Annotated in this window: 14 protein-coding genes and 1 pseudogene; 7 read left to right on the top strand and 8 right to left on the bottom strand. The window is 65.8% G+C overall.

Annotated elements, in window-relative coordinates:
• Nucleotides 1–70 precede the first annotated feature (70 nt).
• Nucleotides 71–1,213, top strand: coding sequence for an acyl-CoA dehydrogenase family protein (locus U5914_RS05660; RefSeq protein ID WP_336134786.1), 1,143 nt, complete (start codon nucleotides 71–73; stop codon nucleotides 1,211–1,213).
• Here the strand turns inward: U5914_RS05660 and U5914_RS05655 are convergent, their stop codons facing one another.
• Entirely contained in the window at nucleotides 1,214–1,885 is a 672-nt protein-coding gene (locus U5914_RS05655) for a helix-turn-helix domain-containing protein (RefSeq protein ID WP_336134785.1), read from the bottom strand.
• Between the two features lie 189 nt (nucleotides 1,886–2,074).
• Between U5914_RS05655 and U5914_RS05650 the strand changes: the two genes are divergently transcribed.
• The 4 genes from U5914_RS05650 to U5914_RS05635 all read left to right on the top strand — a co-directional run bounded on the left by U5914_RS05650 (nucleotide 2,075) and on the right by U5914_RS05635 (nucleotide 7,733).
• On the top strand, nucleotides 2,075–4,138 hold the full coding sequence (locus U5914_RS05650; protein ID WP_336134784.1) for a hydantoinase/oxoprolinase family protein: 2,064 nt from the start codon (nucleotides 2,075–2,077) through the stop codon (nucleotides 4,136–4,138).
• Nucleotides 4,135–5,991, top strand: coding sequence for a hydantoinase B/oxoprolinase family protein (locus U5914_RS05645; RefSeq protein ID WP_336134783.1), 1,857 nt, complete (start codon nucleotides 4,135–4,137; stop codon nucleotides 5,989–5,991). Before U5914_RS05650 ends, U5914_RS05645 begins: the two co-directional genes overlap by 4 nt.
• Nucleotides 5,992–6,036: 45 nt before the next feature.
• Nucleotides 6,037–6,678 carry an isochorismatase family protein gene (locus tag U5914_RS05640; RefSeq protein ID WP_336134782.1) on the top strand — a complete coding sequence of 214 codons (642 nt, stop codon included), beginning with the start codon at nucleotides 6,037–6,039 and terminating at the stop codon, nucleotides 6,676–6,678.
• A 95-nt stretch (nucleotides 6,679–6,773) separates the two neighbouring features.
• Nucleotides 6,774–7,733 carry an isocitrate lyase/PEP mutase family protein gene (locus U5914_RS05635; RefSeq protein ID WP_336134781.1) on the top strand — a complete coding sequence of 320 codons (960 nt, stop codon included), beginning with the start codon at nucleotides 6,774–6,776 and terminating at the stop codon, nucleotides 7,731–7,733.
• A 10-nt stretch (nucleotides 7,734–7,743) separates the two neighbouring features.
• On the opposite strand, the gene U5914_RS05630 is transcribed toward U5914_RS05635, so the two are convergent.
• The 6 genes from U5914_RS05630 to U5914_RS05605 all read right to left on the bottom strand — a co-directional run bounded on the left by U5914_RS05630 (nucleotide 7,744) and on the right by U5914_RS05605 (nucleotide 12,468).
• Nucleotides 7,744–8,823, bottom strand: coding sequence for an ATP-NAD kinase family protein (locus U5914_RS05630; RefSeq protein WP_336134780.1), 1,080 nt, complete (start codon nucleotides 8,821–8,823; stop codon nucleotides 7,744–7,746).
• 260 nt (nucleotides 8,824–9,083) lie between these two features.
• A complete protein-coding gene (locus U5914_RS05625) occupies nucleotides 9,084–9,770 on the bottom strand; it encodes a competence/damage-inducible protein A (protein ID WP_336134779.1) in 687 nt (228 codons plus the stop codon).
• Nucleotides 9,771–9,824: 54 nt separating this feature from the next.
• The gene (locus U5914_RS05620; RefSeq protein WP_336134778.1) at nucleotides 9,825–10,646 is read right to left on the bottom strand and encodes a DUF5803 family protein; all 822 of its coding nucleotides are present in this window, start codon (nucleotides 10,644–10,646) and stop codon (nucleotides 9,825–9,827) included.
• 6 nt (nucleotides 10,647–10,652) lie between these two features.
• Complete coding sequence (locus tag U5914_RS05615; RefSeq protein WP_336134777.1) at nucleotides 10,653–11,327, bottom strand: DUF2110 family protein; 675 nt, start codon at nucleotides 11,325–11,327, stop codon at nucleotides 10,653–10,655.
• Entirely contained in the window at nucleotides 11,328–11,852 is a 525-nt protein-coding gene (gene tfe, locus U5914_RS05610; protein ID WP_336134776.1) for a transcription factor E, read from the bottom strand. It abuts the gene before it with no gap.
• A 73-nt stretch (nucleotides 11,853–11,925) separates the two neighbouring features.
• Nucleotides 11,926–12,468: a tRNA (cytidine(56)-2'-O)-methyltransferase gene (locus U5914_RS05605; RefSeq protein ID WP_336134775.1), complete on the bottom strand. Its 543-nt coding sequence runs from the start codon at nucleotides 12,466–12,468 to the stop codon at nucleotides 11,926–11,928.
• A 129-nt stretch (nucleotides 12,469–12,597) separates the two neighbouring features.
• On the opposite strand from U5914_RS05605, the gene U5914_RS05600 reads away from it, so the two are divergent.
• Complete coding sequence (locus U5914_RS05600) at nucleotides 12,598–13,542, top strand: NAD-dependent epimerase/dehydratase family protein (RefSeq protein ID WP_336134774.1); 945 nt, start codon at nucleotides 12,598–12,600, stop codon at nucleotides 13,540–13,542.
• Here U5914_RS05600 and U5914_RS05595 read toward each other — a convergent pair.
• Nucleotides 13,534–13,860, bottom strand: coding sequence for a BsuPI-related putative proteinase inhibitor (locus U5914_RS05595; protein WP_336134773.1), 327 nt, complete (start codon nucleotides 13,858–13,860; stop codon nucleotides 13,534–13,536). The two genes, U5914_RS05600 and U5914_RS05595, sit on opposite strands and share 9 nt — an antisense overlap.
• 100 nt (nucleotides 13,861–13,960) lie before the next feature.
• On the opposite strand from U5914_RS05595, the pseudogene U5914_RS05590 reads away from it, so the two are divergent.
• Nucleotides 13,961–14,034: pseudogene (locus tag U5914_RS05590) on the top strand (IS6 family transposase); the annotation flags it as partial.

Below are 14,034 nucleotides of genomic sequence, written 5' to 3'. Positions count from 1 at the left end.
GCGGAGAAACGATAAACGAGTGGTCTCTGGTGCCGGCACGTTTATTTTGCCGCCGTCGAAGCATTCTGTCATGGACTTCACGCTCCCCGACGAACACCAGATGACCCGTGAGGTCGTCCGGGATTTCTGTGAGACGGAAATCGAGCCCATCGCACAGGACATCGAGGACGACCACCGCTTCCCCGAGGAAATCTTCGAGGAGTTGGCCGACCTCGACCTGATGGGCGTGCCCGTCCCCGAGGAGTACGGCGGTGCCGGCGGCGACTATCTCATGTACGCGCTCGTCGCCGAGGAACTCGGCCGCGTCTCCGGGTCCATCGGCCTCTCGTATGTCGCCCACACCTCGCTGGCAACCATGCCTATCGTCAAGTTCGGGACCGAAGAGCAGAAGGAACGCTGGGCCAAGCCGCTCGCGGAGGGCGAGTATCTCGGCTCGTGGGCGCTGACCGAACCCGAATCCGGCTCCGACGCCTCCGACATGGACACGATGGCCGAGAAACACGGCGACGAATACGTCCTCAACGGCACCAAGCAGTTCATCACCAACGCCAGCGTCGCTGGCTCCGTCCTCGTCAAGGCCGTCACCGACCCCGGCGCCGGCTACGACGGCATCTCGACGTTCATCGTCGACCCCCAGCAAGACGACGGCTTCGAGGTCACGACCGTCTGGGACAAGATGGGTCTCAACGCCTCGCCGACCTGCGAGATTCAACTCGACGACGTCCGGGTCCCCGAGGACCGCCTCCTCGGCGAGGAGGGCGACGGCTGGGACCAGACCAAGAAGACGCTGGACGGCGGCCGTATCTCGATTGCCGCGCTCTCGACGGGCCTCGGAGTCGGCGCCTTCGAGGCCGCCCGCGATTACGCCACCGAACGCGAGCAGTTCGACCAGCCCATCTCGAAGTTCGACGCCGTCCGCGACATGATCGTCTCGATGGACCGGAAAATCGAGCGTGCGCGCCTGCTGACCCACAAGGCCGCCGTCAAATACGACGACGGCGAGGACGTGACCCGTATCTCCTCGCTGGCCAAACTCGACGCCTCCGAGATTTCGCGGGAGATCGCCGAGGACGCCGTGCAGGTGCTGGGCGGCTACGGCTACACCACCGACTTCGCCCCCCAGCGGTTCTATCGGGACGCCAAGCTCATGGAGATCGGCGAGGGGACCAGCGAGATTCAGCACCTCGTGCTGGGCCGTGAATTAGGGCTCTAACTACCATCCGTTCGATTTCGTAGCCGGCCCGTGGTCGGCCCGAAGGCTGTCGGCGCGGTTCGCTTCGTCGTCGAGCGCCGTCGACAGCAGTTTCCGTTCGGCCTTTCGGAGGTGTTCGTGAAGCGTCGCTCGGCTGATATCGAGCGCTTCGGCGAGTTCCTCGTTGTTGATCGCCCGTGGCCACTCGTAGTAGCCGCGGGCGAGTGCCTCCCCGGCGACCTCCTGTTGGCGCTGGGTCAGCGGGGATTCGGACGTCGCGCTGAACTGTTCGAGTTTCCCGAGGGTGACGGTGCCGAACTCCTCGAGGTCGTCGATGATGTCCTTGAGGTCCTCCCGGCGGAACACCAACACGTTGTACTCCCGCTGTTGGCCGTGGACCGTGTTCGACCGGCGTAGCGTCCCGTGATTCCGGTAGATGGCCGAGTACGCACCACACGAGGGCTTCGTCACGAGGAGGTTGTCGGCGTCCAGCCTGTCGACGTGTTCGACCTGCTCGGCGGCGTCGAGTTCCCGCTGGAACCGCTCGGCGTACTCACCCGCCCGGATGACGAACGTCACCGACCCGTTCCGGACCTCCTCGATCTCGATCGGCAGTGGCCTGTCGGTATCCGCGGTGAGCCGCCGGAGGATGCATTCCCGGTGTTGTGTGAAGTGAATCGTCGCGGTGAACATCTCGGGGTTCCCGAACTATCCGGGCCCGACGAGGATAAATGGTCGTACGTAATGGCCGCTCCACGACACGTTCCATCACTACCATATGCGAACTCGATGGGCGGTGGTCAACCCTGGTATAAAAAGACCCAACAGCTGTTGGGAGAATTCTTACCCTCCGAACGACTGTATCCTACTGTACGATATCAAATGACACACAACCTCGGCGTGGACGTCGGTGGCACCTTCACGGACGTCATCGTCTTCGACGAATCCACGCACGAACTCACCATAGACAAGGTACTCTCGACGCCGGAGAACCCCTCCGAAGGCGTCTTACAGGGTATCGAGGAAGCGACCACGAAGGCCGGCACGTCGGTCGAGGAACTGGACCTCCTCTTCCACGGCACGACGGTCGTGACGAACATGCTGCTGGAGGAGACGGGTTCTCGGGTCGGTCTCATCACGACCGAAGGCCACGAGGACGTCCTGCATCTGGCGCGTGCCTGGACGCCCGGCCCGCTGTACGGCTGGATGGACATGGAGAAACCCGACCCGCTCGCGGACCTCGTGGACACGCGAGGGATTTCGGGGACGATTAATTCACCGGACGGCGAGGAGACGGAACCGCTCGACGAGGCGGAGGTCCGCGAGGCCGTTCGGGAACTGGAAGCCGCGGGCGTCGAGTCGTTGACCGTCGCCCTGCTCAACTCGTATCTCAACCCGGAACACGAAGAGCGGGTCCGGGAAATCGTCGAAGAGGAAACGTCGGAGTTGCCCGTCTCGATATCGTCGGAGATCGTCCCCGAATACGGCGAGTACGAACGGACGCTCACGACGGTCATCAACGACTACGCCCGCCCGCAGGTCATCCAGTACCTCGACGACCTCGATGCGTCGCTGAACGAGGCCGGGTCGACGGCCAAGATGAACGTCGTCCGGTCCGACGGCGGACTGATGAGTTCGGCGGCCGCCAAGAGCCGCCCGGTCGAACTCGCCCTCTCCGGTCCCAGCGGCGGCGTCGTCGGTGCCGCGACCATCGCCTCGAAGAAGGGCGTCCCCGACGTGCTCACGCTGGATATGGGCGGCACGTCGACGGACGTCTCGCTGGTCGAGGACGGCACGCCCGAGACGACGCGCCAGACCAAGGTCGGCTATCGGGAGTTCAAATCCCGGTCGGTCGACGTGAACACGGTCGGCGCGGGCGGCGGCTCCATCGCCCGCGTCCAGTTGAGCGGGTCGCTGCAGGTCGGCCCGGAAAGCAGCGGTGCCGACCCCGGACCCGCCTGCTACGGACAGGGCGGCGAGGAGCCGACGGTCACCGACGCGAACGTCGTCCTCGGTCGCATCCCGTCGGGAGTCCAGTTGGGCGGGAAGATGGACCTCGACCACGAGGCGGCCCGCGAGGCCATCGCCGGCATCGCCGAGGAGCGGGGCAGTTCCATCGAGGAGGCCGCACAGGCCATCCTCGACATCGTCAACGAGAACATGCACGGCGCGCTCCGTGTCGTCTCCGTCGAGCGTGGGTACGACCCCCGTGATTTCGGCCTCGTCGCCTTCGGTGGCGCGGGCCCGATGCACGCGAACGCGCTCGCGGACGTGATGGATTCGTACCCGCTCGTCATCCCGCCCGGCCCGGGCGTCATGTCGGCCTTCGGCTTCCTCACCTCGGACGTGCAAAACGAGTTCTCGGAGACCTATCTCCAGACCGACGACGACGTCACCGGCGACGACGTCTACGACGAACTCCAGTCCCTGCGCGAGGAAGCGACCGACTGGCTGAACTCCGAGGGCGTCGACGAGGCAAACCACGCCTTCGAGTACTTCGCGGAGTGTCGCTACTTCCGACAGGACATCCAGATGTCCATCCCAATCGACATCGACAATCTGCGGAGCGAGACGGGCCTCGCCGAAATCAAGGACGACTTCGAGAGCCGCCACGACCGCCGGTTCGGCTTCACGCTCGATGCGCCGCTGGAAATCGCCAACCTTCGGGTCATCGGGAAGGGGACGATTCAGGGCGTCACCATCGAAGCGGCGGACCTCGAAGGCGCCGACCCCAGCGACGCGCTGGTGGCCACCGACGAGGTGTATTTCGACGGCCGCTACCATGACACGCCAATCTACGACCGAACCGAACTGCGACCGGGCAACGAACTCGCGGGGCCGGCCATCGTCATCGACGACGACTCGACGGTCGTCGTTCAACCGGACCACACCGCGACCATCGACCGCTATGCGAACATCGAAATCACGCGAGGTGATGGCCAATGAGTGCTGAAACGCCGGATTTCGTCGGCGAGCACGATATCGACGCGACGACGCTCGACATCATCGAGAGCACGCTGGCCAACACCCGCGACGAGATGGACCGGGTGGTCGAGACGACCGCCATCAGTCCGGTTATCCGGGAACAGTCCGACCAGTTCCCGCTCATCGCCGACCGTCACGGCCGGATGGTCATGGGCCAGTTCGGGTCGGCCATCGACACGATAATCGAGAACTCGCCGTTCGACTGGGACGACCTCGAGGACGGCGACGTCATCGCCACCAACGACCCCTACATGTGTGCCGGCGCCGTCTCGCACACGCCGGACATGCTGCTGTTGCGGCCCATCTTCTACGAGGGCGACCTCGTCGGCTTCTCCAGCCAGTGGGGGAACCTGATGGACGTCGGGGGGAAGACCCCCGGGAGCATGCCGGTGCAGGCGACCACCATCTTCGAGGAGGGGATTCGCCTCCCGCCGGTCAAGTTGTACAAGGGCGGGGAGTTCGACAGCGAACTCCTCGAGACGTTCGCGCACAACACGCGCCTGCCGGACCACGCCGAAGCCGACATCAAGGCACTGGCGGCCGGGACCAAGGCCGCCGAGACGCGCGTCCACGAACTCTGCGACCGGTTCGGCAAGGAGACGTATCTGGAGGGCTGTGACGCCATCCTCGACCGCACCCGGGACGGGATGATAAACCTCATCAACGAGTTCGTCCCCGAGGGCGAACGCTACACGTTCGAGGATTACGTCGACGACGACGGGATGGGCAACGGCCCCATCAAACTCCACCTCGAAATCTACCGGGAAGGCGATACCGTCCATCTGGACTGGACCGGGACGGACGAGCAGGTGCCCGGGACGGTGAACTTCCTCCTGAACGAGAAGATGTTCAAGATGTTCACGGGCGTCTTCCTCATCATGGCGTTCGACCCGCTGTTGACGTTCAACGACGGGTACTACGACCTCTTCGAGGTGACGCTGCCCGAGGGGACGGTCGTCCAGCCGGAGTATCCGGCCGCGCTCGGGAACCGACTCCCGATGATGGCCCGACAGTTCGACGTCCTGCAGGCGACGTTCTCGAAGCTCATCGACGGCTTCTCGGTGGCGGGGAGTTACGGCACGTCGCCGAACCTCGTCTACGCGGGCACCGATTCGGAGGGCAACGACTTCCAGATGCTCGAAATCCTCTACGGCGGCATCCCGGCCCGGCCGGGCGGCGACGGCCTCGACGGCCACTCGTGGTGGCCGCTCTTCCGGACGGTTCCCGCCGAGTATCAGGAGGCCTACTATCCGCTGACCATCGACGAGTACAGCACCCGAGCGGACACCGGCGGCGCGGGCACCTTCCGCGGCGGCCACGGAATCACGAAGGTCTACACCTTCGAGGAGCCGGGTGCAATCACCTTCCAGGACGACCGCGCCCACACCTACCCGTGGGGCGTCGACGGGGGCTCGCACGCACAGACGAGCGAGAAGAAACTCGTCCGCACCGACGGAACCGTGGAGGAACTCCCGTCGAAGGTCGAGAACGTCGCGGTGTCGGCCGGTGACAAACTCGTCTTCAGCACCGCCGGCGGCGGCGGGCTCGGCGACCCGCTCGAACGCGAGGCCGAGACCGTCGCGACGGAGGTCCGCCGCGGGCTGATATCGGCCGAAGCCGCTCGCGACGAATACGGCGTCGTCCTCGACGATGACGACACCGTCGACGCCGACGCGACCGATCGGCGGCGCGAGGAGATTCGACAGGACCGCGACGAACTGGCGGACTTCGACTACGGCCCGCTGCCGGACGACGACGAACTCGCCGAGCAGATAGCCGCCGAACGCCGCGAGTTCGAGGGACGGCACGACTGAGACGCCCCGACCATTCCGCCTTTCAGCGACAGACTACCCAACATCATGGACCGGCCAACCGAAATCGACGACTACTACGAGGGCGAGGAGTTCGGCGCGAGCGTCGGCCTCGGCGAACGGCCCGCACTCGTGGTTATCGACCTTATAAACGCCTTCACGGACCCGGGGACGGAACTCGGCTCGGAGGTCGACGGCGTCATCGAACAGACCGCGCGTCTCCTGTCGGCCTTCCGCGAGCACAACCTTCCCCGATACTTCACGACGGTGGCCTTCGAGGAATCGTACGGCGACGCCGGCCGATTCATCGAGAAGGTGCCGGCGTTGCGGGAGCTACGTCTCGGAACCGAAGCCGTTGAGGTCGACGACCGTGTCGCGCCCGTGGATGACGAACGGGTCGTCCTCAAGAAGTACGCGAGCGCGTTCTTCGGGACCGACCTCGAAACGGAGTTGACGACCCACCGGGTCGACACGCTCGTCATCGCCGGCGTCACGACAAGCGGTTGTGTCCGCGCGACGGCCGTCGACAGCCTGCAACACGGCTATCGGACCATCGTTCCGGCCGACGCCGTCGGCGACCGCGCCGAAGGCCCCCATCGCGCGAACCTGCTCGATATCGACGCCAAGTACGGAGACGTCGTCGAGACCGACGACGTAATCGCCCACCTCGACCAAGACAACGAAACCTAGCATGACACGACAATCGGATTCATCGTTGCGCGTATCACCACCCACCGCTGTCGGCAGCGACAGTGACGACCGACACCCGGCCAGCGAGTCGAACGATGTCTAAGACCACGCAAACGTACGGTGGGGAACTCCGAAAGCGCCTCCAGCAGGACGAACTGCTGGCCTGTCCCGGCGTTCACGACCCGCTGACGGCGGCCGTCGCGGACCACGTCGGCTTCGATGCGATATACATGACGGGATACGGGACCTCCATCTCGAAGGTCGGCTATCCCGACGCCGGCTTCATCACGATGCCGGAGATGATAGACAACGCCGCGAACATCCAAGAACGGATCGACGTGCCGCTCATCGCGGATGCGGACAACGGCTACGGCAACGCGACGAACGTCGTCCGGACCGTCCGCGAATACGTCAAGGCCGGCGTCGCGGCCATCCACATCGAGGACCAGACGTTCCCGAAACGCTGTGGCCACACGAAGGGACGGCAGGTCATCCCGAAGGAGGAAGCGGTCGGGAAGATAGCCGCTGCGGCCGACGTTCGGGACGAGCGGGCCGAGGAGTTCGTCATCATCGCCCGGACCGACGCACGCGGGACGGGCGACGGCTCCCTCGATGAGGCCATCGACCGGGCCAACGCGTTCCTCGATGTCGGCGCCGATATCGCGTTCATCGAGGGGCCGACCGATACGGACGAACTCCAGCGCATCGGCCGCGAGGTCGACGGCCCGCTCGTCTACAACTTCGTCGGGGACGTCGGCACCTCGCCGTACGTGCCGCTGGAGTCCCTCGAGGAGTGGGGCTTCAATCTCGTGTTGTTCCCGATATTCTCGACACTGTCGACGATAGCCAACGTCCACGCGGACATGACCGCGTTCGCCGACGACCCACTGGAAGCGATGCGGAGCGTCGACGATGCCTTCGCCGCCGAACCGGTCGGGAGCCTCCACGAGTTCTCCGGCTTTCCCGAAGTCGTCGAGTGGGAGGAGGAATATCTCCCCGAAGCCGAACAGGAGAAATACGAGGGGTCGCTCGGCGACGAATTGACCGATACGTGAGCGTTCGCTGCTAAACTACTTTCAACAGCCGCCGTTCGAATTTCCCGACCCGAACCCGCTGCCAGCCGCGCAACTCCTCGTCGAGGTCGGGGTCGCCGGTGTCGACCCGGAGGACGCCGATATCGTCGAGTTTCTGCTTGGAGGCGATGACCTCGATTTCCGATTGTCGAATCACGTCGGGGGAGATCTGGTCGTTGCCGCGGCCGAAGATGAACCCCTGCCCGCCGATGGGTGAGACGACGATGACGTTGCGCTCGCCGAGGTTCGCGAGGATGTCGGATTCGCCGGCGTCGCGTGTCAGTACCTCGCCGTTTCGCCAGACATCGACGCCGAGCGGCGAACCGTTGAAGCCGAGTTCGGTCTTGACCGCGTCGACGGTCGACCCCGGCCCGAGGATGTACGTGCCGCCTTCGTCACCGATGTCGCCGGCGACGGCCTCGGCCAGCGCCTCGATGGTGCCGCCGCCGATTTGCTTCGAGGATTGAATCTCGTCGCCGACCGGCACCTCCGCCAGTGCCTTGAGTTCGGTCGTCACGTCGCCGCCGCGGTAGGCGTCCTCGTCGATGTCGTTGACCTCGCGGGTCTCGGTGCGGTCGAAGGTGGCGGCGATGCGGCCCGCCGCGCGCGGGGTGACGGCGAAGACCGACGAGTAGACCTTGACGCCGCCGGGGACGCCGAGGATGGGCACCTCGGCGTCGCGTTCGTCCAGCGTCTCGGCGACGTCGACGGCGGTGCCGTCGCCGCCGACGAAGAGGATGAGGCCGACGTCCTCCTCGAGGAGTCGGCGGACGGCCTCTTTGGTGTCGGCAGAGGCGGTGTCCTTCCCGTCGCGGCTCTCGGGGTGGCCGACGACGACGGGCGAGAAGCCGGCGGCGACGGCCTCGTCTCCGCCCATCACGCCGCCGTAGGTGTAGAGTTCGACGTCGGTGGGCTGTTCGCGGAGGTGTTCGAGCGCCTGCTGGGCGCGGGAGGGCGCGCGGGGTTCGGCGCCGCGGCGGCGGGCCTCCTCGACCTTGTTGTCGGTGCCTTTCAGTCCGACGCGGCCGCCCATGCCGGCGATGGGGTTGACGACCAGCCCGATTCGTCGCATACCGGATGACGGGCCGCCGAAGCCAAAAACTGCGTGGTCTCGGGGGTGAACGGCGGCGTGACGCGCCCGCCCGTCCGAAGCGGCGGGAAGCGAATCGATTAAGGGACGGCCGGAAAAAGGGGGGCGTATGAACCTTCCACTGCAGGCGTTTCAGGACTCCCCGGGAATCATCGACGCGTCGGGGTGGGTCGTACTGATTGCCAGCCTCGTCGTCACCGTCGGCTGGCTCTGGTATCTCTACCGGTAACCGCTCGCACCTTTTATAAAACGTCCGCGTTCTCGCGGAGCCACGCGGCCGCCTCGTCGACGGCCTCCTCGTCGGGACTCTGAATCTTCACCCGGACGTGGTCGCCGGGATAACTGCCGACCGTCACGCCGAAGCGCTCCTGCAGTTCCTCGAAGCGGTCGAGGAGCGCGCTTTCGGGTTCGTCGACGACGACGAAGGCGACGTGGCTGGTCTCGCCTTCGAAGTCGCCTTCGACCTGTTCGAACATCGCCTTCATCTCGGCGGGGACGCCCGGCAGGACGTAGACGTTCTCGACGACACAGCCGGGGGCGACGCCCTCGGTGTTGTGCAGCGGGCGTGCGCCGGCCGGTAGGTCGGCGGTGCCGTCGGTGAGGTCCTCGCGTTGGTAGCCGCCCTCGGTGGCGAGCCACTGGAGGACCGCCTCGTTGGGTTCGACCTCGCGGCCGACGGCGGCGGCGACGCTCTCGATTGTCAGGTCGTCGTGGGTCGGCCCGAGACCGCCGGTGACGACGACGGCGTCGTATTCGGCGGCGTACTCGTTGACGACGCGGGCGATGTCGGCTTCGCGGTCGGGGACCGTGGTGGCGCGTTCGACGTTCGCGCCGCGGTCGGTCAACCGCTCGCCGAGCCATGCGGCGTTCGTGTTGACGGTATCCCCGGAGAGCAACTCGTCGCCGACCGAGACCAGCGCGACGTTCATACACGCGGTTGGGTCGCACCCGGCTAAACCCCGTCGAACCCGGGACGGCGGCGGCTACCGCATCCCCGGTGGCGGTCCCTCGCGGTCGTCGTCGTACTCGACGTCGAGGCCCTCCTCCTCGCGGAGTTCCTTGGCCTGCTGAATCTGGAGATAGTAGTAGACGGCGCCGATGGCTCCGATGACGCTGGCGATGGCGGCGAGACCGCCGAACAGCCAGATGTCGCGGTCGAGATACCACCGCAACACGAGGATGGGACTGTCGACGCTCTCCCAGTGGAGTTCCACCCGGTCGCCGACCTGCTGGCGGCCGTCGGGGGCCGGCCGGACCTGCGAGAGGAGCGGAATCGACGCGTCGGTGTTCGGCGGGAGCGCGACCTCGTAGTCGCCCTCGACGACCGTCTCGACGGTGAGTCGCTTCCCGTTCTTCGGCGTCGTGAAGGCGATTTGTCCCTCCTCGTGGGGCAGGTCGACGATGGCACGCTGGCGGGTCGAATCGACCCCCAGTTCGTCGGTCGGTTCCGTGGTGCCGTTCGGATAGATACGGGTCTGCTCGCCGTCGACGTATCTGACGATGGTGCCGTTCGGATAGCGGAACTGGAGGCCGCGTAGCTCCAGCGGCCGCTCGATGGCGAAGGCGTCGGTCCGGTAGAGTTCGATGGTGCCGTTGTCACCGGTCTTCTTCGCCGAGACGTCGTAGACTGCGGTGTAGTTGTTGCGGTTGATCTCGATGGAGGCGTTCCGGTCGGTATCGAAGTCGTAGTCGGCGTCCTCGGAGAGCGCCTCGGGGTCCGCGGCGTCGGGGCCGAGGACCGTCGAACAGCCCGCAAGCGCGAGGACGGCCACGAGCGCGACGGCGGCGAGCAGGCGGCGGTTCATGGCTGGTCAGGGAACGACGGCGAGTAGTTCGGCTTGGAGGTGCGGTCCGATGTCCGAGAGGAGCCCCGGCGCGTCGGTCTCCTCGCGGCAGACGATGCTCTGTTCGAGCAGGCCGAGGCGCTCGACGGTGACGATGTCCTGTGCGTGGCCCGAGCGGTTGACCGTCGCGCGGACCTCCGCGCGGGTCGCGCTGTTGACGTTGACGCGCTCGGTACCGCGAGTCCACTCGTAGAGGCGGTCCCGCTCCTCGTCGGCCAGTCGGGCGGGTTCGCCCTCGTCGCCCTCGACGAATCGGAGGGGCATGTGCTGGACGAGGCCGAACCGCGTGCGAATCTGGGACGGCGTGCCTTGCCCGAGGCCGAGTTCGTCGCTCGGAACCCGAACGTTCTCGCCGGCATCGAGGACGAATCCGTCGTCGTCCCACGATTCCAGCGTGCCGACGTAGGTTTCGCCGACCTCTCGGTGCGGGGTTATCGCGCCCCACTCCTCTGTTAGGAGGCTCCGGGCGGCGGGGGCGTCCTCGCCGGTCAGCGTCACCGACGGGAAGCCGTCGTCCCGGAGGCCGAGCGTGAACTCGGCGTCGAGGTCGGCGAGGTCGTTGGCGACGAGCGATTCCAGCGAATCGAGCGAGCGGCGTTTGGCCTCCCCCTCGACGTAGACCTTGGTTGCGAGAATGACCATCTACTTGCCGTCCTCGACGTGCAGTTCGTCACGGAGCTTTTCGATGCGGTCGTCCATCGCCTCGATGAGTCGTTCGTTGTCCATCGTTTCCAGTGGGCCGCCGCATTCGGGGCATTCGAAGCCGAACTCCATCGCCTCGCCGAACTCGAAGCGGACCTGACAGTTGTTACAGAGGTAGAACTCGTTGTCCCGCTCGTACTGGCGGCGCTCTTCGAGGGCCTCCAGCAGGCGTTCCATCTCCTCTTCGAGCTGTTCGGGGATGTTCTCGTACTGGAAGGTCCACAGATAGGTGAGCCAGCCCGAATCCTCGTCGCGGAGGCGCCGATAGGAGGCGAGGTCGTTCTCGTAGAGGATGAACAGCGCCCGGCGAACGTCGTTGAGCTCTAACCCGAGTTCCTCCGCGAGTTCCTCGTCGGTGACCTCACCGTCCGGCGGGGCCGCCGCGACGGGCATCCCCGAGGGACCGACGAGCTCGTGGAGGTACTTCTGAATCACCGGGTCGTTCAGCAGTTCCTCAAAAGCCATTGTGTTAAATTGCGCCAGCGAGTCGTTTAAAAGCTCCGAAAGGGGTGTCTCGTTCGGACTGCTGTCGTCCGTATCACTCCTCGTCGACGGGTTCGACCTGCTTGCCCGTCGCCTTCGGCACCACCTGCCGGTCGGCGTCGGCCCATTCGCGGTCGAGTTCCCGCCCCTCGAAGAGGCGGTCGAGGAAGACCGCGAGGCCGGCGACCTCCGAGTGGGGCTGGTTCGTCACGCCGACGTTGTAGTCGGCGGCCTCGTAGACGTCGAAGGGAACCTTCTCGGCGCCGACGACGACCAAGAGCGGTTCCTCGCGGTGGTCATCGCGAACGTCGTCCTCGACGTCCTGTATCGGCAGGCCGTACATCGTCAGGTGGACGACCGTCCCGTCCCACTCGCGGAGCAACTGGCGGTGGCTGTCGGTCAACTCCACCTCGAAGGGGCCGCCGAACCGGCCGGTGATATCCTCGATGGTCCCCTTCGGGTTCGAGGCCTCGCCCGCGATGACCACCCGGTCAGCGCCGAGGGCCCGCGCCGTGAGGCCGACGTGGGTCGTCATCCGGTTGTCCCGGCCGGGCCGGTGGCCCAGTCGGAGGACGACGACCTCGGGTTCGTTCTGCATACCGGCCCCTTGCGCGGCCGCTCGTTAGGGGGTTTCGTTTGCGGGATGTGCGGTCTCGACGACCTGCGGCGGCGCATGCGGTGTCGACGGGCCGAAACCCACTTGGCGCCCCCGGACGGACCGTCGGTAATGAACCTCGAAGGAAAGCGCGTCTGCATCACTGGTGGCGGCGGCTTCGTCGGCTCGCATCTCGCCGACCGCCTCGTCGCCGACAGCGACGTCACCGTCGTCGACACGTTCGCCAATGGCCGTCGCGAGTGGGTCCCCGACGCCGCCGCTATCGTCGACGGCGACATCCGCGAAGCGTCGGTCATCGGCGAGGCCATCACCGCCGAGACGGACCTCGTCTTCCATCTGGCCGCCGACAAGGACCCCAGCCGCGACGAGGTGGGGCAGTTCCGCGAGAACAACGCCCTGACCGAATCGGTCGTCGAGCGCTGCCGCGAGGTCGGCGTCGACAGCATCGCCTTTACCTCCTCGTCGGTGGTCTACGGCGAAGCGCCGCGACCGACGCCCGAGGATTACGCCCCGCTGGAACCCATCAGCATTTACGGCGCCTCGAAACTCGGTGAGGAGTCGCTGCTGTCGGTGCATGCCCACAGCCACGATTTCACCGTCTGGAACTTCCGATTCGCCAACATCGTCGGCCCGCGTCTCCAGTTGGGGGCCGTCATCCCCGACTTCATCCGGAAGCTCCGGGAGGACCCCTCGGAGTTGGAGATTCTCGGCGACGGCCGACAGGAGAAGTCCTACATGCACATCGACGACTGCGTCGACGCGATGTGCCACGTCGTCGAGCACGCGGACGCGCCCGTCAACACCTACAACCTCGGTACCCGGACGACCACGTCCGTCCGGACCATCGCCGACATCGTCGCCGACGAGATGGGGATAGAGCCCGAATACACCTTCACGGGCGGCGACCGCGGCTGGGTCGGCGACGTGCCGCGGATGCGACTCTCCGTCGAGAAACTCGCCGCGCTCGGGTGGGAACCCGACGGCTCCTCGGACGACGCCGTCCGGCAGGCCACGCGGGAACTGCTGGAGCAGGACTTCGAGACGGAGTCAGACTGAAAAGGGCGTTCGCGCCTCGACGTCCCGTTCGACGACCCGAAGCGTCGCCTCGGCGGTGTAGTCGCCGGGATTGGGGTCGGGCCATTCCGCGTCGAACGTCGCCGTCTCACCGGGTTGCAGTTCCGCGGTCGTCAGCATCTGCGCGAACGCTCTGTCGTCGCTGTATCGCCAGACCTCCTCGCTGCCCTCGTAGACGGCGAAGTCGGCCTTGCAGGCGTCCCGGAAGGTCAGTTCGACGGTGCTGTCGCCGCCGTTGGCGACGACGAAGCGAAACGAGACGCCGCCGCCGACGGTGACCTCCAGCGACGATTCGAGCATACCCTCTGTTAGGCGTCGCGGTTTAAATGATTACGCCGGGGAAGCAAGGTCGTGTTTAGTTAAGGATGAAGAGTGAGGCGTGGTGATTTTGTGCTGGTCTATGGCAGAAATCACACGCCTCAGCGGTCGTAGCGACTGGATCGAGTTAGATTTTGTGGAGCGAGAGCGGACACC

Origin of the sequence: Natronomonas amylolytica (genome assembly GCF_037031205.1) — an archaeon.
GTDB lineage: Archaea > Halobacteriota > Halobacteria > Halobacteriales > Haloarculaceae > Natronomonas > Natronomonas amylolytica.
This window is presented reverse-complemented; position numbering and strand designations above follow the sequence as displayed.